This is a genomic window from Arthrobacter ramosus, assembly GCF_039535095.1.
GTDB lineage: Bacteria > Actinomycetota > Actinomycetes > Actinomycetales > Micrococcaceae > Arthrobacter > Arthrobacter ramosus.
On sequence record NZ_BAAAWN010000001.1, the window covers coordinates 4,060,864 to 4,079,458 of the forward strand.

The window sequence follows — 18,595 nt, forward strand, 5'->3', positions numbered from 1 at the left end:
GCATCCCTGCTCAACTTCCACCATCGGCAAGCACGGGGCATCCGTTAGCCGATTAGGGGATTGTTTTCGATACTTCTCTTCAGCCCTGCACGTCGAGGAACAGCGGGCGGGCTGAACTTTGGCTGTCCGGGACGGCGTTGAGGGCGTCCAAGTGGGCGAGCGCGTCGTTGCGGACCTTGCCGAGCATGGCCATGGACTCCAGCTGCGCGTCCAGGATCCGGCGCGCCCGGTCCGCCAGCTCTTCAGGAAGTGGTCCGGTCTCGGCCTCGGCGGGCGGATTCCATGGCTCGGGCTCGCCGCCGGAGACGGCCAAGGCGATGTTTGCTTCAAGCCGGTCCAGGATTCCGGACCATTCCTGAACCGGATCAGCCCACACCGAGCGTGCCGTTCGTCCTTGCCGTGCCGGATACCGTGGCCTGGACAGGCAGCTGCGACGCGGCGTCGTGCCAGCCTTGCCGGAGCGGTTCCAAGAGCACAATGCATTCCTTGGTCCGGTTGACGTCACGGTAGATGTTTGCGCCGATCATGGCTTCCATCGCGTACTGGTAGATGCTCAGCAGCCCGGATGCCCCATCCCAAACATCGGTCTTCAGGGTGGAGGACAGCTCGGTGACGATCGACTGGGCATGCAGCAGGTTTTCGCTTGCGACACCCCAGTTGGCATTCTCCTGGGCGAACTGGGCGCGGTTCAGGTCCAGGAGCAGCCGGTCATAAAGCATCGTGAGGAGCCTGGCCGGCGGGGCCGAGAGGACGGCGTCGTCGTTGTACCGGGAAAGCTGGCTGGCGCGGAGGGCTGTGGAGGTCATGCTTTACGCTCCTTACTTCGTTGAGCTCGAAAGGCCGGCAATCTGGCCTGTGAGCCATGATTGCTGGGCGTTGAGTTGGCCAAGGGCGACTTCCATGGCGTTGTACGTGGTTTGCAGGGTCTGCCGCCTGGTGGCCAGGCGCTGGTCCCAGTCCGAAATCTGGCTGCCCAGGTCAGCCACTTCGGATTGTTGCCCCTTGATCAGGGCGGTTACCGAGCCGGTGAACGGATCGGTAGCGCTGGTGGCAGCGTCGGACACCCGGGACGCAATGGTCTGGAGCGCTGCCTGCGTCCCCGCCGGATCCGAAGCCAAGGACGATTGGAGCTTGGCCGCGTCAAAGGTGAAGTTTCCATCCCTCGTGACATTGATTCCGTATTCGGAGGGAGACTTCCCGTTCACGGGCATCGACATGGCTGAGAAGACTTGGTCGTTGACCGAGCGGACACCGCTGTTGCCGCTGAAGATCCCGCCGCTGGCCGCTGAGGCGCCATTAGCGTCGGTCGTCTGGGTCACCGCGCTGTAGATGGACACGAAGCCGAGGACGTCATTGACCGCGTTCACCAAGTCCCCTGCCTTTTTGGTGATCCCTGCGGAGTCGCTCGCAATGTTCACGGTCACCGGTGCTGCGGTGACGGCGGAGGCCGTCACTGACACGCCGGGAAGCAAGTCGGTGAAGGTGTTGGTTCCGGACGCGATTGTCTGTGCCGCCGGAGTGCCTGCGTACAGGGTTGCTTTGGCATCCTGGGCGGCCTTGACGACGGCGGCGGAAGGGTCCGCCATCAGGTCGGTCGCGGTGCCCGCGCTCACCTGCGCTGCCGTGCCCTGGTAGACGCTGAAGGCTCCAGCCGCGCCTGAGGTGGTTGCGGTCAGTTGAAGGCGGTAGGCTCCGTTGCCTGCCGGGACCTTCACGGCACGAGCCGGGCCGGACGCGGCGTTGATTGCCGTTACGACGTCGTCAAGAGAGGTGGATGCGGGCGTGAGCTCGGTCTGTTTTCCCGTGGAGTCGACGAGCGTCAGCGGCGCGGGGGCACCCGAGCCGTCCGTGGGCCAGCTGCTCATGGCTGCGGTGACGTCCACTTGGCTCTGGGCCAGCTGGGTGACTGTGACGTCGATGGAGCCTGCGGTCGCGGAGGTGGTCGCCGTCGCGCTGAGCGACGGCGAACTCGTGGTGGCGCTAAACAAGTTCAAGGCGTTCACGGCCGAGTCGCCGCTCGCGAGATCCTTCAGTGATGACAACTTCGAGTTGAGCGACTGAAGGGTCGAAATCATCGTCTGGTCTGACGCTAGCTTCGTCTTCAGTTGTGTCTGCGGTTGTGCCTCCACCGCCATGAGCGAATTAATGATGGAGGTGGTGTTCAAGCCGCTGGCGAGGCCGTCGATCGAGCTTGCCACGTTTGGTCCTTCCGGATGGGTTGGTTATGTGGGCGGGATCCGGACGCGAATGGCGGCCAAGGGGGTGTTCCCGCCCTGGCCGCCATTCGCTTATTACCGGTCTGCTACCGGAAGGTTTTAGCGCAAGAGCGAGAGAACGCCCTGGCCGGACTGGTTGGCCTGGGCCAGCATTGCGGTGCCGGCCTGGGACATGATGTTGGCCTTGGTGTACTTGACCATTTCCGAAGCCATGTCCGTGTCCGTGATGCGGGACTCGGCCGCCTGCAGGTTTTCACCGGAGACCTGGAGGGTCTTCGTGGCATGCTCCAAACGGTTCTGGGTTGCACCCAAGTCGGCGCGCTGAGCCGAAACTGCCGCGATGGCGGTGTCAACAGCAGCGATGGTGAGCTGGGCGTTGGCGCTCGTGTCCACCTTGAAGCCTGCAGCACCTGCGGCGCCGGAGAGGCCCGTAGCGCCGGTTCCGACGGCGGTTGCGACGTCACCGAGGTTCACGGCGATCTTGTCGTTGGCGCTACCGCCGGTGCCGACCTGGATGTTCAGGGCCGCGCCGCTGTTTCCAGCCGCACCCTTGAGCAGGTCGATGCCGTTGAACTGGGTGGACTGCGTGAGACGGTCCAGTTCCTTGCCGAGCGAGTCACCTTCACCCTTGATCGCTGAGCGGGATGCGGCGTTGTTGGTGTCGTTCGAGCCCTGGACAGCGAGGTCACGCATGCGCTGGAGGATCGAGTGGACTTCAGTCAGTGCACCTTCAGTGGTCTGGATGACCGAGATGCCGTCCTGGGCGTTACGGGCGGCGACTGCCGAGCCGCTGACCTGGGACTTGAGGCCTTCCGAAATTGCCAGGCCTGCTGCGTCGTCAGCTGCACGGTTGATGCGCAGGCCGCTGGAGAGCTTCTCCATCGACTTCGACACGTCGTTCTGCGTGCGGTTGAGGTTGCCGTAAGCGTTGTTCGCCATCAGGTTTGTGTTGATTGCCATGCCCATGATGTATTCCTCCATGATTGGGTCTGCTGGTACTCCCAGGCCGTCCGTGGCCTGTCACTTCTGGTTATCGGAACAACGGTCGCCTTTGGTTAGCAAAAAGCCGCAGGAAAATTTGCCGCGGGCCACAAGATCCACCGCGCGTCACTTGACTGGACAAAGTGAATAAATCATGCATAAACAACGCCTAACGCATTGGCCGCGGCAGCCGATAGTTGTTTTCAACGCGGCGAAGGCACAGGGGAAGTGCTTTCCCGCGGCAACGCACCCGAGAAACCAACCCGGAACTGGAGTTGACCCGACATGGCCATCCATGAACTGTCGGCCCTGCTGTGGCGAGAACGTGAGCTACTGGATCTGCTGACATTCAAGCTGGAGGAAGAGCAACTGCTCCTCACGGCGGGCAAATCCCGTTGGTTGCCGCATGGCACTCGGGAAGTGGAACAGGTCCTGGGACACCTGTCCAAGGCCGGGCTTGCAAGGGCGGTGGAAGTGGCGGCGGTGGCAGAGCAATGGGGCTTGCCTGCCGAATCTTCACTGGGCGAGCTGGCCTCGTCCGCTCCGGAAGAAGCCTGGGCTGATGTCCTGTCCTCGCACCTGAACGCGATGCAGCAGCAGACCGCCACCATCAAGGAACTACGCGATTCAAACGAGCAGTTCCTTCGCGCTGCCGTCCGTTCCACCCAGGAAACCATGGCGGATCTGAAGCCGGCGGCCGGGACCTACGACTCCCACGGGCGGACCGGTTCCCAGGGCAGGACCGCGGACTCAACCCCGTCCCGCCTTTTCGACCAGCAATTCTGACCGGAACACGGCCGGACAACAAAAGGCCGGACCACCAAGGGCCCGGATCACCCAAAGGACAAAGCAGTGAGCACATTCGGCGGACTCAATACGGCCTACCTGGGCCTCACCGCGGCGCAGCAAGGCATCAACGTTGCCGGACAGAACATCGCCAACGCCGGCACTGACGGGTACACCAGGCAGCGGATCGAGCAATCGGCCGTCGGCGCACCCGCGCGCACGGGCCTCTTCGCAGCGGGCGCCCAGGCCGGTCAAGGCGTGTCGGTGGACGGGATCGCCCGCCTGGGCAACAGCTTCCTCGATGCCGGGGTGCGCTCCGGCGCCGCCCAGGCCGGTTACGCCGGCTATCGCTCCACCGAACTCCAGCAACTCGAAGGCTCGCTGAACGAGCCCGGGTCCGCTGGAATATCGACGGCGCTGCAGACTTTCTGGTCCTCCTGGCAGGGAGTCTCCAACCACCCGGGCGAAGCAGCCCCGGCCGGAGTGCTGCTGCAAGCCGGTACCACCCTCGCCAATACCGTGTCGGCTGGCTACAAGGCCTTGGATTCACAGTGGACGCGGATTCGCGGAGAAGCCCAAAGCACCGTCGCCACCCTGAACGATGCCGCCGCCCGGGTGGCCGGTTTCAACGCAACCATCCGTTCCGTCACAGCCTCGGGCGGCTCCGCCAATGAGATCATCGACGCCCGCAACAAGGTGACGGAAACCGTTGCCTCCCTCGCGGGTGGAACCGTCCGGGACAACGCCGACGGCACGGTGGATGTCTTCGTCGGCGGCAACGCCATCGTCTCGGGTACTTCGCACCGCGACCTCACTTTGAGCGGCCAGGCAAGCATGGGCGCGCCGGGCTCAGCGGTGCACTTGGAATGGGCCGATCGCCCCGGTGTGGCGGTCCCCCTCGACGGCGGAAAGCTCGCCGGCGCGGTCTCCCTCCTTGCCCCCGCCGCGTCGGGAGGCGCGGGAGGCGCCATCTCCGAGGCCGCCGCTTCCTACAACGCGTTCGCCACCAAACTCATGAACGACGTTAATGCCGTGCACCGCACCGGGCTGTCCACCACCGGTGCCTCAAGCCTCGATTTCTTCGCGACCACCCCTGGTGCCCCGGCAGCCTTGTCACTCACCGTTGTCCCGACGAGCGCCGCAGGAATCGCGACCGGCAGCCCCGCCTCCGGCGCCCTCGACGGCAAGATCGCGGATGCCGTTGCCCAAATCGGCACCGGGCAAGGATCCCCTGACGCCTTGTGGTCCGGAATCGTCACAGGAATCGGCACGGCGTCCCAATCGGCACAGCAGCACCAGCGGCTCGCCGACGCGGCGAGCACTGCCGCCGTCGGGCAGCGTTCCTCCGGGGCGTCCGTCAGCCTCGACGAGGAGAACATCAGCCTCCTGAGCAACCAGCACGCTTACCAAGCGGCTGCCCGGGCGATGACGGCCGTGGATGAAGCCCTCGACGTCCTGATCAACCACACCGGATTGGTGGGAAGGTAAGCCATGCTGAACCGTGTCACGAACCAAACGATGTCCGCGGCCGCGCAGTTGAACCTGCAGGCCGGGCAGTCCAAGCTCGCCGCGCTGCAGGACAAGGCCAGCAACCTCAAGAACATCACCAGGCCCTCGGACGATCCCGCGGCCACGGCGAACCTGCTCGCTACGAAAAGCCAGCTCAGCGCCGCCGGACAGTACTCGAACAACATCAACGACGGCAATGGCTGGCTGACGACCGCGGACGCGGCCCTCGGTCAAGCCACCAACATCCTCAACCGGGTCCGGGACCTCACGGTCCAGGCTGCCAACGGTTCCCTGAACAGCACCGCCAAGGAGGCGATCGCCGTCGAAATCGAAGGCCTCAACAAGGACCTCCTCGCCCAGGCGAACACGCAGTACCTGAGCCGCAACGTCTTCGCTGGAAGTTCCGATTCCGCTGGCGCATTCAGCAGCGCCGCGCCGCCTGCGTACAACGGAACACCAGGCGGGACAGTAGAACGGCGGATTGACGCAACGCAGACGGTGCGGGTAGACGCCGACGGCGGTGCGATCTTCGGTGACGGCGCCGGTTCGGTTTTCGCATTGGTGAGCAACGTCGTCGCGGATATCCGCTCCGGTGCGGATGTCAGCGGCCGTTTGACGGCGATCGGTGACAAGATCAAGTCGGTCGTCAACGGACGCGCGGACGTCGGTGCCAGGCAGACCAAACTCATGCGCGCCCAGGATTCCGTCGATGGACTGAAGGCGTCGCTCGACGCACAGCGCTCCGGAATTGAAGACGCAGACATCGGAAAGGTCGTCATGGACTTGAAGCTGCAGGAAACCAATTATCAGGTTGCCCTCGCGGTCACCGCCAAGACACTCCAGCCCACGCTCATGGATTTCCTCAAATGAGCACGGCACAGGCTTCCCGGGAGTTGAGCTTCACCGCGCCCATGCCGGGGCTTGAAGCTTCTGACGGCTTCGCTTTGCGGGGAATCGACGGCGCCCCCGGACTCTACGCGATGGAGTCGGCCAGCCCGCGCATCCGGATGTTCCTGGCCGAGGCCGCCGTTTACGTTCCGGACTACGCGCCCGCCATCCCCCGCTCGACGTTGGAGGATCTCGGGCTGGACCGGGCTGAGCTGGCAACCACCCTGGTAGTGGTCAACCCGACTCCGGAAAAGACCACGGTCAATCTCGCGGCCCCCATCGTGCTGAACCCGGAAACCGGACGCTGCACGCAGCTTCTCCTTGACAGCAAGGAATACCCCCTCCGGGCCGAGCTGAGCGCCTAAGCAGCACCCGCCCCCTTTTGTTGAAAGCCGACGCCCGCTCACTTTTGGGTCGTTTCCGACAGACGCTCGCTCACTTTTGGGCCGTTTCCGGCAGACGCTCGCTCAGATGATCCACCCCGAACCAAAATTGTTTGGCAATAACACTTGCGCCAAGGCTTCTCCGCGTCCATACTAAATGAACGTCATTCATTTAGTGACTCCCGTCTCATTAGAGAACAATCTGCATGACCGGATGCCCCGGCATCACACAGCGACACCTCTCGGCCATCTAGAAAGAGCCAAGCACATGACTCAAATAACCCGCCCAAGCGCAAGGAAAACCGTGGAGGCCCACGATCCCGCCGGCACCGAACACGGCATCAGCGGCAAAGGACTCAAGACGGGGCAGCTGGGGCTCCTCGCCGTCGTCGTCCTTGGTATTTCCTCCGTGGCACCCGCCTACAGCCTGACCAGCTCACTGGGCCCGGCGGTCAACGCGGTGGGCCTGCAACTGCCTGCGATCTTCATCGTCGCGTTCATCCCGATGATCCTCGTGGCGTTCGCTTACCGCGAGCTCAACGCAGATTCTCCCGACAGCGGCACCACCTTCACGTGGGCCACCAAGGCCTTCGGCCCGTTCATCGGCTGGATGGGCGGCTGGGGGCTGCTGGCCGCGAACATCATCGTCCTCTCCAACCTGGCAGGCGTCGCGGTGGACTTCTTCTACCTCTTCCTCGCCCAGGTTTTCGGCAATCCCGATCTTGCCGACCTCACCTCCAACAAGCCCTTGAACATCGCCACATGCCTGGCCTTCGTGGCACTTGCCGTCTGGGTCAGCTACCGGGGCCTGCACGCCACCAAACTCGTGCAGTACGCCATGGTGGGATTCCAGGTAGTGGTCTTGGGCGTGTTCATCGTCATGGCCCTCACCCACGCCTCCTCCGGCGACACCCCCACCGCCATCGCCTTCAGCTGGGACTGGTTCGACCCCACGAAGATCAGCAGCTTTGAGCAGTTCGCTGCCGGCATGTCCCTGGCGGTCTTCGTCTACTGGGGCTGGGACGTCTGCCTGACGGTCAATGAAGAGACCAAGGGCGGCAAGGGTACTGCCGGCAGAGCTGGAACCACCACGGCCATCGCCGTCCTGGGACTCTACGTCGCGGTGATCGTCGCAACGATGATGGTCGCAGGCGTTGGCGGCGACGGCATCGGCCTCAACAACCCGGACAACCAGTCCAATATCTTCGCCGCTTTGGCTTCCCCCGTGATGGGCCCCTTGGCCATCCTGATGTCTTTGGCCGTACTCGCGGGCACAGCGTCGTCCCTGCAGTCCACCATGGCCTCCCCCGCCCGAAGCCTGCTCGCCATGGGTCACTACGGCGCCCTTCCGCAGAAGTTCTCCACCGTGAGCAAGCGCTTCGGTTCTCCAGGCTATGCAACCATCATGGCCGGGGCTATCTCCGGCGGGTTCTACGCCATCATGAAGGTGGTCAGCGAGAACGTCCTCAACGACACTATCCTGGCCCTGGGCTTGATGATCTGCTTCTACTACGGAATGACCGCTTTTGCCTGCGCTTGGTACTTCCGGCACAGCGTGTTCAGCAGCGTCCGCAATTTCTTCATGCGCCTGCTCTTCCCGGTGATCGGTGGCGTCGTGCTGACCCTCGTCTTCATCCAGACGGCGGTGGACAGCTGGTCTCCGTCCTTCGGCAGCGGTTCCGAGATCTTCGGTGTCGGCCTCGTGTTCATCATCGGCATCGGCATCCTGGCGCTCGGAGCGGTGGTCATGGTGGTCATGGCCCGCGTTCGGCCCGGCTTCTTCCGCGGCGAAACCCTCCGCAAGGATACGCCAGCCCTCGTGGTACCCGAGTAACCCTCGGCGCGGCAGAAGCCCAGTTCCGGAATCACCCGGAGCAGGGCTTTTGTTGTGTGTCGGTTGGCCTGCGTTCCCGCGGGCCGCTCACCACATGTGGGCGACGTCGATCACCAGGCGCGATCCCGTTCCCGGACCAGCCAACGTGAAGACCCTGAAGGGGAGCCGGGCGCGAAGACCCAGGCCAAGGCTGGTGTATCCCTCGAAGCTGCCAGCGAAGGCCACTTGCCGGAAGGTCTTGTAGTCCGTGACGTTCGTCAGCTCGTTCTTGTCAGCCGGGTTGTATGTGGCATTGCCGCCGGAGTTGTACGCGGGGGCGTTAACCGTGACTTGCAGGAACGCATTGCCCCTCAGTTCGACGGGAAGTCCCGAGCCGTCGTGCGGTACTTGTGGAACGTAGCGGATTGAATAGCCGGCAACGGCGCCGTTCAGGTCGATCACCAGGCGGTCAAAGCAGGGTTGCTGGCCCGTCCTGACATTGACCACTTGTGCCTGGGTCAGCGCGGGGTTGGACTTCGCCAACGATCCCCAGACGATCCCGCAATAAGGGGCTGCGGACGCCGCCCCTGGAGCCACGAGACCAAGACCGGCGGCCACTACAAATGCCGCCAACCACGCATGAAACTTTCTCACTTGGGCCCATCCCCTTGAGTGCTTGAGCGATCCGATACTTCAAGCGTAGGAGCGTCGGGGCCCTTTCAGGAGCTTCGTATCCGCTTCGGCGCCCAACTGTTAGCGGACCCAGCTAAGGGTCACGGGGACGTGATTCAGGGGCCTGGTTTCCTCGGTTTTCCGGGGTTTCGGGGTGGTTTCTGGCCTCAGTTCGTTATCAGGGATAACGACGCCGGAGCGGTGGCTTCGAGCCAAGCGGCTGTTCAATCGGCGTCTTCGTCGGCCGGTGTGGCCGCGGACCAGGGGTCGACGGCACTGTCGAGACGATGACGCAGCTATGATTCGCCGAAGACGACGACTCATGAGGAGCACCCGCCGGTCGCACCCCGGACGAAACAGGGCGCCGGCCCCGGGCTGGGCGAGCGACGTGCCAACGCGGTTCGGAGTCTTGGCTTCGGCCTAGGTTCCGCCGGGTCGACCGCTCCCTATCGATGGCCAGTCCTGTGCAGTTCTTCAAATTTTTTCTAAGTTCTTTCGATTGGACGGGTCTTTTCGGCCTAATAATGTCGTAGGTCCCTGAAATGCTTGGTTTATGGCCGGGATTCGGGGAACACAGCTGATCGGAGCGGGCGCGCTGTCGGGCGGCGCGGGTCCGGATGCTCCTGTGTCAGATGCCTGGGTGCGGGATCTGATCGATGCCGTTGCCTCGTTCCGGCCATACGCCGGCAGCACCGAACCGGGCGGGGGCACCGAACTGATAAGCCAGTTGCGTGCCCTGGAGGACTTGAAGTCCGCGGCCGCGGGTTTGCAGGCGAGGATCACGGTCGCGTTCGATGCCGCCCAGCGCAGCGCCGAGGCGGCGGCCGGTGTACCGGCCGAGGAGCAGGGACGCGGGGTCGCGGCGCAGGTGGCCCTGGCCCGGCGGGAGTCTCCCGCCCGCGGATCCCGGCTCCACGGCCTCGCCAAAGCGCTTGTGGCCGAAATGCCGCACACCCTGGCCGCCCTGGACGCCGGACAGCTCAACGAATGGCGCGCGACCCTGCTGGTGAAGGAAACCGCCTGCCTGGCCGCCGAGGACCGCTGCGCCGTGGACGAGGAGCTCGCCGCGGACACGGGGACCTTCGACGGCGCCGGAGACAAGGCCATCATCGCCGCGGCCCGGACCGCGGCCTACCGGCGGGACCCCCGCTCCGTCACGCAGCGTGCCGGCCACGCCGCGACCGAACGGCACGTCAGCCTGCGCCCGGCCCCGGACACCATGACCTACCTGACCGCCCTGCTTCCCGTCGCCCAGGGGGTGGCCGTGCACGCGGCCCTGTCCCGGCACGCCGACACCCTCCGCTCGTCCGGAGAGACCCGGAGCCGGGGGCAGATCATGGCAGACGCCCTGGTCGAACGCATCACCGGCACCCCAGGCGGGATCAGCGGGGTGGAGGTCCAGCTCGTCATGACCGACCGGACCCTGTTCCAGGGCGATGCCGAGCCGGCACGCCTGCCCGGCTACGGGATCGTGCCGGCCGCCTGGGCACGGGCAATCCTCACCGGCGACCCTGAGGGCGGTCAAGAACTCAAGCTCTGGCTCCGGCGCCTCTACACCGCCCCCGGATCCGGGGACCTTGTCGCCGCCGATTCGAGGGCGCGGCTGTTCCCGGCAGGCATGGGGCGCTTCATCCAGGCCCGCGACGACACCTGCCGCACCCCCTACTGCGATGCACCGATCAGGCACTTCGACCACATCGTCCCGTGGCACGACGACGGCCCCACCAGCCTCAGTAACGGGGCGGGCCTATGCGAAGCCTGCAACCACACCAAAGAACTCACCGGCTGGACAGCAAAAACCGCCCCCGGGACACGCCACGTCGTTGAAATCCGCACCCCCACCGGACACCACTACCGCTCCACAGCCCCGCCCCTGCCCGGTACCGGGATACAAGGCACAGACCGACCCGATACCGCCCCGCATTCCAGACGCCACCGCCGCAAGCTACGACACCACGCCAAAGCCCTCAAGTACGCCCACGCCACCGAACTCCAAGCCGCCTGAGGGGCCGCGCCGCAGGCACATCGGCGCCGCAGGCACGGCGGTCCCGCAGGCATGCAAAAGCCCCGCCCGGCTGGTTTGGCGTTGCTGGTTTCCAGTCGGGCGGGGCTGCTTTGCGTGCGGGGTTTAGCCTTCGCAGTCGCGGCAGTACTTGAGGCCGTTCTTTTCCAGTGCGATCTGCGACCGGTGACGGACCAGGAAGCACGATGAACACGTAAATTCATCGGACTGCTCCGGGACAACGATGACGGTCAGTTCTTCGCCGGACAGATCGGCGCCCGGAAGGTCGATGCCCTCGGCTGTGTCGTTCTCGTCGACATCGATGACAGCAGTCTGGGCACCGGAGCCGCGCGATGCCTGAAGGGCCTCGAGCGATTCGGCGGGAGACTCTTCTTCGGTCTTGCGTGGGGCGTCGTAATCGGTAGCCATTGTTGTGGTTCACTTTCGTTGCTGCATAGTGCCATTTCAGGCACCTCAGTGAAGCAGTTTAGGGCATAGTACACGCCATCAACGAATAGTGTGTTCAACAAGACATTTGGCCACTCAAAAACCCCGGAATCCCGGGGTTTGCGCTACTCCGCGGCCCGTATTTTCCGCGCCTGGGCGTCGGCGATAGCCACCCCGCTGAGGGCCGGGAGCCAACCGTAGCGGGTGGTTTCAGTAGCTCCGGAAGCCCCCAACTCGGCGGCGTCGTAGAAGTAGGCAGCTTCGATCCAGGCACTTATCTTGGACATGATGGATACGATCATGCGGCCACGCTATCGAGGCCCCGTTCAGGACCGGTTTCCGGTCTGTCACGGCTGTGTTAAATGATCCTGTAGCTCAGTATCCGCGTACCGCCGTCGTCGTCCCCGTCATCCGGCGCAGCGTGAATCAGCAGTCCGGATTCATCCGCGGTGACGGCGACAGGATTGCGTGTGATGACGTGACCGGCACCGCTGAACACACTGATAGGCGCCTCCCACGTGATCCTTTGCCGCAGCGGTTCCACCAGGGCCAGGCCCCCGAGTTCGAGGGTGGTGCCATCGGCCTGCGGCAACAGCGAAATCCCGCTGCACAGCAGCAGTCCCGGACCCAGGAGCTGGGCATCCTGATAGTCGACGAAGTGGCCGGGGTTCTCCCATTCGTCCACCAGGCGACCTTCCGTATCCCAGGTGTAGAGCTGCCGGGAACCCCAGCTTCCGCCGAACACCAGGTCCAGTCCGGGATCGCGGAGGATCCAGCCGATATGGTCATCCACGCGGAACCGCTCACGGACCTCGAAGGCGTCCGGATCGATCGTATAGACGATGCTTCTGCTCCCGGCCCGGTATTCGGCGACAGACACCCACACGTGGTGGCCGTCGAAATCAATCCCACCCGGGTGGTAGACGGTGTCCTCGCCCAGGTGGATGTCGCGGATCAATTCGCCGCCTGCACCGAGGACGAACACGTGCCCGGTCCCCCGCCCGGGAGTGCGCAGCGCCGGATCCGCCGCAGGGCGCGGCGCTTTGTGGATCTCAACGGACGACAAGAACGTCAGCCCCTTGGCGAAGGCCATGCCCTGCGGGTGGTGGGTCGGAAAGTCGAGGCGGATCTCATCAACCAGTTCGAAGCGGCTTCGCCGGTCAAGAGCGGAGACAGCGTCGGCGAGGCGCTCAATTGCCGGCGTCGGCATGTGCCTGGCTCCACAGTTCGTATAGCTCGGCAGAGTATTCCGGACGGGCCGCAAGGATCCCGCCCTGTTCCGGGAACGTGTCCATCTCGCCTTCGGAATTGAGGACGATGCCTCCGGCCTCTTGAACAACGAGCGTCGCGGCCAGGTGGTCGATCGGGCTGAAGCTCCCGATGATGGCCCCCGCACCACGCCCGGCAGCTACGCCAACCACCGTCATGGTGGCTGACCCCATGATCCGCATGATGCTGTGCCGTTCGCCGAGCTCGGCGAGCAGTTCCAGCATTCCGGGCCACGGCAAGTGCCCCGCGAGTTCGGTCGCCACCACGGTTCCGGCCAGGGCCGCCGTCGAAACTCCCGCAGGAGCCAGCGATAGCGGCGTTCCGTTCAGCCAGGCACCATGACCGGCCCACCCCTCGAAAATCTCGCCACGCCAGGGATCTGCGACGACGGCCACCGCGGGCTTGCGGTCCACAGCCAGGGCAAGCGAGAACGCGGTCCAGGGAATGTGGTTCACGTAGTTGGTGGTTCCGTCGACGGGATCAAGGTACCAACACGGTGCGCCTGGCACTGCGACTCCGCCCATTTCCTCGCCCACCACCGTGTGGCCGGGAAGGCGGGCGGCAATCACTTCGCGGACATGGCGCTCGACGGCGACATCGACTTCCGTGACCAGATCAGCGGGGTGCGCCTTGGTCGAGACCTGGCCGCGATCGGCGTCGCGCATGTACCCGACGGCCCATTCGGCCAGTTCCAACGCGACTTTCCGGGACTCAAGAACCTCATCTCCGGCGAGTCCTCCGGGAGCCTGGGCCGAAGCCCATGCCTGCGGGTCTTCCGCGATGGCGCTTTGCAGCAGGTCCAGTTGGTTGCTCGTGATCGAATCCACGCCGAGTCCCAAGGCCCATCGCATGGATTCCAAGTCGTCCACGGTCCAGCATGCAACTTTGGCTCCCGCGGCGTGGATCTGTTCGACCATGTGCTTGCTGAGAACCACGTGCTCGGAATTGACGAACTCGGGCTTCAGCTCGGCCAGCAGCTCTTCCGGCGGGGCGGTCCTCTTGCTCCAGGGCAGCCAAATCCGGGCGTCCTGGTCGAGGGCGCGGATGATCCGCATTCCGTCCAGGTTCCCGCACCAGGCCACTTCGATGCCGCTTTCGCGCACGACGGCGGCAGCCGCCCCCGCGGGGCCGGGCTCGTCCATGTCGATGAGCAAGATTGACCGGCGGCCGCGGAGAAGCTCTAGGGCTTCGGAAAGCAGGGGAATCCGCTCCTCGCCGGCGCCCAGTTGCTTGATTCGGTCATAGCCGACGTCTGCAGCGTCCGCGTCGAGGCTCCAGATCCTAAGCAGCGAGGCATCATGGAGCAGGATCACCCGCCCGTCCTTCGTTACCCGAACGTCCACTTCCACGAGGTCCGCACCCGCCTCGATGGCTGAGGCGATGGCGGGCAGCGTGTTCTCAAGGTGTTTGCTGGAGTCGCCCCGATGGGCCGTGGCGCGGGTCCTTTTAGTGTCAATGGTGTTGCTCAATGTGCGGCACCTGCCTCTGCCACGAGGCGTCCGTCCCGGAAGGTCATAGCTTTGCGGATCCCGGCATAGGTCTGTTGGCCTGGCTGCATGAGCTCGCCGCTGACGAAGCTGCGGAGCTGGGCGTCGGCCCTGCGCACGTATACTTCCTGGAAGTGTCCGCGTGGGACGACCCTCTCGACGGTCGCCGGGACCGCATCTGCGAAGGGCGCGTCTGCCAGGATGACGTCCTCGGGTCGGATCCCGAGAATGTCCGGGCCCGCGGTGATGAGTCCGTTGTTGAGCGAACCCTCGAGGCGGTTCATGCTGCCGATGAAGGTGGCTACAAACTCGGTTTCCGGGCGGGCATAGAGCGTTTCCGGGGTACTGTATTGCTCGATCCGGCCCGCATTCATGACGGCGATCCGGTCTGACATGGACATCGCTTCTTCCTGGTCATGGGTGACGATGACCGTGGTGATGCCCAGTTCCTGCTGGATCTTGCGGATGTCTTCACGTACTTTGACACGCAGTTTCGCGTCCAGGTTGCTCAAGGGTTCGTCGAGGAGCAAGAGCTTCGGCTCCTGGACCAGTGCCCTGGCCAAAGCCACGCGTTGCTGCTCGCCGCCGGAAATGCGGGGGGGCTTGGAATCCTTGTGGTGCAAAAGGCTGACCAACTCCAGGACGGCTTCCACCCTGTCCTTGATCTCGGCCTTGGACATCTTGCGGAGCTTCAGCGGGAAGCCGACGTTCTTGGCCACGGTCATGTGGGGCCACAGCGCGTAGTTCTGGAACACCATCGCGCTCGGGCGGTTCTCGGCGCCCAAGTGGGAGACTTCCTGGCCCTCCACCTCGATGGAGCCGGAGTCCGGCTCGAGGAAGCCGGCGATCATGCGCAGCGTCGTTGTCTTGCCGCAGCCGGAGGGCCCCAGCAAGGACACCAGTTCGCCTTCCTTTACCGACAGATCGAGGTTGTCGATGATTGTGCGGCCGCCCAGGATCTTGTGGAGGCCGCGGATGGTCAGGCCACCGTCCGACGCCGGAGTTCCCGGCTTTGTGCTGCTGGCAGGTGGTTCAGTCAATGGTTCATGAATTGTCATGGGTTCTCTGTCTGACGTTGGGCGCGGGGCGCTATTTAATCTGGAAGCCTTCGGCGAGCTGGCCGCCGAGGATGTGCTTGTGCGCCGCGAGCATGAGGGCCACGGAGGGGATGGCCAGCAGGATGGAGAAGACGGCAGCCACCTGGGTGGGGTAGTTCAGCACGAGGCTGTACATCTGGGTGGGCATGGTCATGAAGGCCGGCGCACCCACCAAGTACGTTCCTTGTGCTTCGTCGAAGGACGCCAGGAAGGACATCACCGCCGCGACGATAATCCCGGGCAGCGCCATGGGGAGCGTCACGGAGGCGAACACGCGCAATTTGGAGGCTCCGGCGTCGCGGGCTGCTTCCTCCAGGTTTCGCGGCACGGCAGCGAACGCCGCCGCCGGGATCCACGTCATGAAGACCACCGTGCCCAATACGTGCACCACGAGGATTCCCAAAATGGTGTTCATCAAATTCAAGGCGTAGAAGAGCGCCGCAAGGGTGACGAACAAGCCCATCTTGGGAAAGGCGTTGGTAGCGAACAGGCTGATCAGGAAGAAGCGGCGTCCGGGAAAGTCAAAGCGGGCGAAGGCGTAAGCCGCGGGCAAACAAATGATCGCAGACACCAGGACCGTCAGCGGGGCGAAGAACAAGGAGTTCTGGACCGCGATGCCGAGCGCGCCGTCGTTGACGACAACCTGCCACCAGCGCAAAGTCCAGTCATCGGGAAGGAGGTTGGGGAAGGTCCAGTTACCGGCGAAGGCGCGGACACCGAGCCAGAGCAGGGGTCCCAGGATGAAAACGACCATGAGCACCACGAACAGGCCCACCAGCGCACGGCGGACAATCGAGTCCAACGTGAGGGGCCGGCGGGTGCGGGAAGCAACGGGCGATCCGGTAGAGATAGCCATCAGACTTTCCCCTGTTCCTTGGCGGAACGGAAGTTAGCCCACACGTAGAGCGCGGCGATTCCGGAGGCAATCAGGAAGACGGTAAAGGCCATGACGGCGGACTGCTGGGGCTGGTTGAACGCAGAGAAGTAGTTGGACATGTCCACTCCGAGCATGTTCGGTGAATTGGGCCCGGTGAAGTACGGGACCGTGAACGATCCAACAATTCCAATGGCCGTAAACGTCGTCGCGATGATGATGGGAACGGCCGCCATGGGAACGATCACTGAGACGATCGTGCGCAAGGAGCCGGCACCGGCGTCGCGCGCAGCTTCGATCATGGCGTTCGGCACGGACTGCAGCCCGGAGGAGACCATGAGCACAGCGAACGGCAGGGACGTCCAGACGGAGCCGATGATGACCGTGACCATGGTGAACGCCCACACGGGGAAGTCAAGCCCGAAGAGAGCGAAGACGCTCCGAAGGAAGCCCGTGCCGGAATAGAAGGTCAGGATCGCCCACGAGGCGATGACTACCGGGATGAAGAGCGGCACGATCGCCAGTCCGGAGAGGAGGCGGGCCATTCGACCGCCCTTGAGCTTGAGGTAGAGGCCAATGCCCATGGCCAGGAAGATGACTGTTGCCGTGCTGACCAGCGTCACGATGACGGTGACCAGAAGGTCCCCGAGGAACCGCTTGTTGGTGAACATTTCCTGGTACGCGGCCAGGGTTCCCCACCAGGCGTCTGCTTCGTGCACGTTCTGGCCAATGGTGGCGATGGTGTGGTTCAACCCGCCGGTCAGGCCGATGCTGAAGCCGAAGGCGAGAATGATCGGGAAGCCGACGAAGAGTGCGATCAACAGGATCGGCGGGAGGGCCATGAAGAACCCGACGGCGCGCTGGCCCAGTCGCTTGGGGCGCGTGGCACCAGCCGGCGGAACTGTTTGTTGCAGTTCCGCCGGCTTTTGAAGCGTGGTTGTCACTGGCCGGGAACCTTCTGGTCCCAGAGGTTGTTCAGGTCTTTGCCCATCTGGTCGAAGTAGCCCTTGCGCAGGTTGTTGGTGTCTGCGTCCTTGAACTTGTCCTTCACATCAGCCGGCAGTTTGTCGAGGCTGATGGCCGGGAAACCGGACATTTCCTTGATGATCATGGTCTGCGCGTCGGGCGAGAGGACGAAGTTGGCAAGCTTCAGCGCCGCTTCCTGGCGGGGCGAGGACTTGGGAATGCCGAGGTAGGCGGCACCGCCCGTGAAGGACGGGTTGCTGATCTGGGTGGCCTTCACGGTGGACGGGATCTGGCCGTTGGTCAAGCCGGTGATGAACTGGTCAGACCACACCGGAGCCATGGAGATCTGTCCCTTCGCGAGCAGATCAAGGGTCTGCTGGTTGCCGTTGGGGTAGACGCCGCTCTGGAAGACGGACGAGTTGAGGTCTTTCAATGTCGCGAAGCCCTGGTCCCAGTACTTCTCAAGGTCCTTCTCGTAGCCCACCGTCATCTTGGCGCGGGCGTCGGCAGGGACGAACTTGTCCAGAACGGTGGCAACGAATGCACCGCCGGACCCTCCCGACTTAGGCGAGTTGTAGGTGAACTTGCCCGGGTTTGCCTTGATCCAAGCGAGCAGTTCGTCAAGGGTCTTCGGCGGAGTGCCAACTGTCTTGGTGTCATATGCCAGGAGCACCGCGGAGCCGCGGTACGGGATGCCACCGGTGCCGCCGGCCTTGATGACGTCCTGCGGGACATCGTTCAGGGCGGAAATCGTTTGCGAGCTCACGGAGGTCAGCAGATTGGCTGCGGAGGCCTTGGAGACAAAACCGCCATCGACGAGGTCGAAATCAGGTTCCTTGTTCTGCTCCGTGGCGCTGGTCAGTTTCGCCAGGGTCTGGGCATCGTGCTCGCCGTGCAGATCGAGGGTGACCTTAACGTTGTAGCCGGGGTTGGCCTTTTCGAAGGCGGGAACGAGGCTCTTCTCCCACAGGTTCTGGACGTTCGTGTCCCCGCTGATGAACACGGTGATCGTCTTGTCCGGGGATGCGCTGGCGCCATTGTTCTGGGCCGAAGCGGTACTGCTTTGAGCGCAGCCGGTCACAGCGGTGGCTGCAACAACGGCGACGGCGGCCGCTGCTAGAAAGCGGTTGGTCATGGTGTTCCTTCATCTTGAACCGGAAAGTCCCCCAAGGGCAGGAACTACCATCCAAGGGCAAGGTGAAGGA

The 18,595-nt window shown here is 63.9% G+C and carries 19 protein-coding genes; 6 read left to right on the forward strand and 13 right to left on the reverse strand.

Going from position 1 to position 18,595, the window contains the following annotated elements; genetic code table 11:
* Nucleotides 1-79: 79 nt before the first annotated feature.
* The 4 genes from ABD742_RS18725 to ABD742_RS18740 all read right to left on the reverse strand — a co-directional run bounded on the left by ABD742_RS18725 (nt 80) and on the right by ABD742_RS18740 (nt 3,182).
* The gene (locus tag ABD742_RS18725; RefSeq protein WP_234751450.1) at nt 80-376 is read right to left on the reverse strand and encodes a hypothetical protein; all 297 of its coding nucleotides are present in this window, start codon (nt 374-376) and stop codon (nt 80-82) included.
* Nucleotides 366-806 (reverse strand): flagellar export chaperone FliS, encoded by a 441-nt coding sequence (gene fliS / locus ABD742_RS18730; protein ID WP_234751449.1) that lies wholly within the window; start codon nt 804-806, stop codon nt 366-368. Before fliS ends, ABD742_RS18725 begins: the two co-directional genes overlap by 11 nt.
* A gap of 12 nt (nt 807-818) precedes the next feature.
* The gene (gene fliD / locus ABD742_RS18735; RefSeq protein WP_234751448.1) at nt 819-2,198 is read right to left on the reverse strand and encodes a flagellar filament capping protein FliD; all 1,380 of its coding nucleotides are present in this window, start codon (nt 2,196-2,198) and stop codon (nt 819-821) included.
* A 117-nt stretch (nt 2,199-2,315) separates the two neighbouring features.
* Nucleotides 2,316-3,182, reverse strand: coding sequence for a flagellin N-terminal helical domain-containing protein (locus ABD742_RS18740; RefSeq protein WP_284982081.1), 867 nt, complete (start codon nt 3,180-3,182; stop codon nt 2,316-2,318).
* Between the two features lie 300 nt (nt 3,183-3,482).
* Between ABD742_RS18740 and ABD742_RS18745 the strand changes: the two genes are divergently transcribed.
* The 5 genes from ABD742_RS18745 to ABD742_RS18765 all read left to right on the forward strand — a co-directional run bounded on the left by ABD742_RS18745 (nt 3,483) and on the right by ABD742_RS18765 (nt 8,597).
* Nucleotides 3,483-3,983 (forward strand): flagellar protein FlgN, encoded by a 501-nt coding sequence (locus ABD742_RS18745; protein ID WP_234751446.1) that lies wholly within the window; start codon nt 3,483-3,485, stop codon nt 3,981-3,983.
* A 66-nt stretch (nt 3,984-4,049) separates the two neighbouring features.
* A complete protein-coding gene (flgK, locus tag ABD742_RS18750; protein WP_234751445.1) occupies nt 4,050-5,471 on the forward strand; it encodes a flagellar hook-associated protein FlgK in 1,422 nt (473 codons plus the stop codon).
* A 3-nt stretch (nt 5,472-5,474) separates the two neighbouring features.
* Nucleotides 5,475-6,362: a flagellar hook-associated protein FlgL gene (flgL, locus tag ABD742_RS18755; RefSeq protein WP_234751444.1), complete on the forward strand. Its 888-nt coding sequence runs from the start codon at nt 5,475-5,477 to the stop codon at nt 6,360-6,362.
* On the forward strand, nt 6,359-6,745 hold the full coding sequence (fliW, locus tag ABD742_RS18760) for a flagellar assembly protein FliW (RefSeq protein ID WP_234751442.1): 387 nt from the start codon (nt 6,359-6,361) through the stop codon (nt 6,743-6,745). The genes flgL and fliW overlap by 4 nt, the downstream gene beginning before the upstream one ends.
* A 286-nt stretch (nt 6,746-7,031) precedes the next feature.
* Complete coding sequence (locus tag ABD742_RS18765) at nt 7,032-8,597, forward strand: APC family permease (protein WP_234751440.1); 1,566 nt, start codon at nt 7,032-7,034, stop codon at nt 8,595-8,597.
* 87 nt (nt 8,598-8,684) lie between these two features.
* Here ABD742_RS18765 and ABD742_RS18770 read toward each other — a convergent pair whose 3' ends face one another.
* Nucleotides 8,685-9,230 carry an AMIN-like domain-containing (lipo)protein gene (locus tag ABD742_RS18770; protein ID WP_234751439.1) on the reverse strand — a complete coding sequence of 182 codons (546 nt, stop codon included), beginning with the start codon at nt 9,228-9,230 and terminating at the stop codon, nt 8,685-8,687.
* A gap of 571 nt (nt 9,231-9,801) precedes the next feature.
* Here ABD742_RS18770 and ABD742_RS18775 point away from each other — a divergent pair.
* On the forward strand, nt 9,802-11,253 hold the full coding sequence (locus ABD742_RS18775; protein ID WP_234751438.1) for an HNH endonuclease: 1,452 nt from the start codon (nt 9,802-9,804) through the stop codon (nt 11,251-11,253).
* A gap of 123 nt (nt 11,254-11,376) precedes the next feature.
* Here the strand turns inward: ABD742_RS18775 and ABD742_RS18780 are convergent, their stop codons facing one another.
* The 8 genes from ABD742_RS18780 to ABD742_RS18815 all read right to left on the reverse strand — a co-directional run bounded on the left by ABD742_RS18780 (nt 11,377) and on the right by ABD742_RS18815 (nt 18,525).
* Nucleotides 11,377-11,679 carry a DUF4193 domain-containing protein gene (locus tag ABD742_RS18780; RefSeq protein ID WP_028266109.1) on the reverse strand — a complete coding sequence of 101 codons (303 nt, stop codon included), beginning with the start codon at nt 11,677-11,679 and terminating at the stop codon, nt 11,377-11,379.
* Between the two features lie 143 nt (nt 11,680-11,822).
* Nucleotides 11,823-11,999 (reverse strand): hypothetical protein, encoded by a 177-nt coding sequence (locus ABD742_RS18785; protein WP_234751437.1) that lies wholly within the window; start codon nt 11,997-11,999, stop codon nt 11,823-11,825.
* 56 nt (nt 12,000-12,055) lie between these two features.
* Complete coding sequence (locus ABD742_RS18790; protein WP_234751436.1) at nt 12,056-12,907, reverse strand: DUF6454 family protein; 852 nt, start codon at nt 12,905-12,907, stop codon at nt 12,056-12,058.
* Nucleotides 12,888-14,435 (reverse strand): inositol monophosphatase family protein, encoded by a 1,548-nt coding sequence (locus tag ABD742_RS18795; RefSeq protein WP_234751435.1) that lies wholly within the window; start codon nt 14,433-14,435, stop codon nt 12,888-12,890. The genes ABD742_RS18790 and ABD742_RS18795 overlap by 20 nt, the downstream gene beginning before the upstream one ends.
* Nucleotides 14,432-15,493: an ABC transporter ATP-binding protein gene (locus ABD742_RS18800; protein ID WP_234751434.1), complete on the reverse strand. Its 1,062-nt coding sequence runs from the start codon at nt 15,491-15,493 to the stop codon at nt 14,432-14,434. Before ABD742_RS18800 ends, ABD742_RS18795 begins: the two co-directional genes overlap by 4 nt.
* Nucleotides 15,494-15,542: 49 nt before the next feature.
* Nucleotides 15,543-16,406 (reverse strand): ABC transporter permease, encoded by an 864-nt coding sequence (locus ABD742_RS18805; RefSeq protein WP_234751433.1) that lies wholly within the window; start codon nt 16,404-16,406, stop codon nt 15,543-15,545.
* Nucleotides 16,406-17,368 (reverse strand): ABC transporter permease, encoded by a 963-nt coding sequence (locus ABD742_RS18810; protein WP_234751432.1) that lies wholly within the window; start codon nt 17,366-17,368, stop codon nt 16,406-16,408. The genes ABD742_RS18805 and ABD742_RS18810 overlap by 1 nt, the downstream gene beginning before the upstream one ends.
* Nucleotides 17,365-18,525 carry an extracellular solute-binding protein gene (locus ABD742_RS18815; protein WP_234751431.1) on the reverse strand — a complete coding sequence of 387 codons (1,161 nt, stop codon included), beginning with the start codon at nt 18,523-18,525 and terminating at the stop codon, nt 17,365-17,367. The genes ABD742_RS18810 and ABD742_RS18815 overlap by 4 nt, the downstream gene beginning before the upstream one ends.
* Between the last annotated feature and the right edge of the window lie 70 nt (nt 18,526-18,595).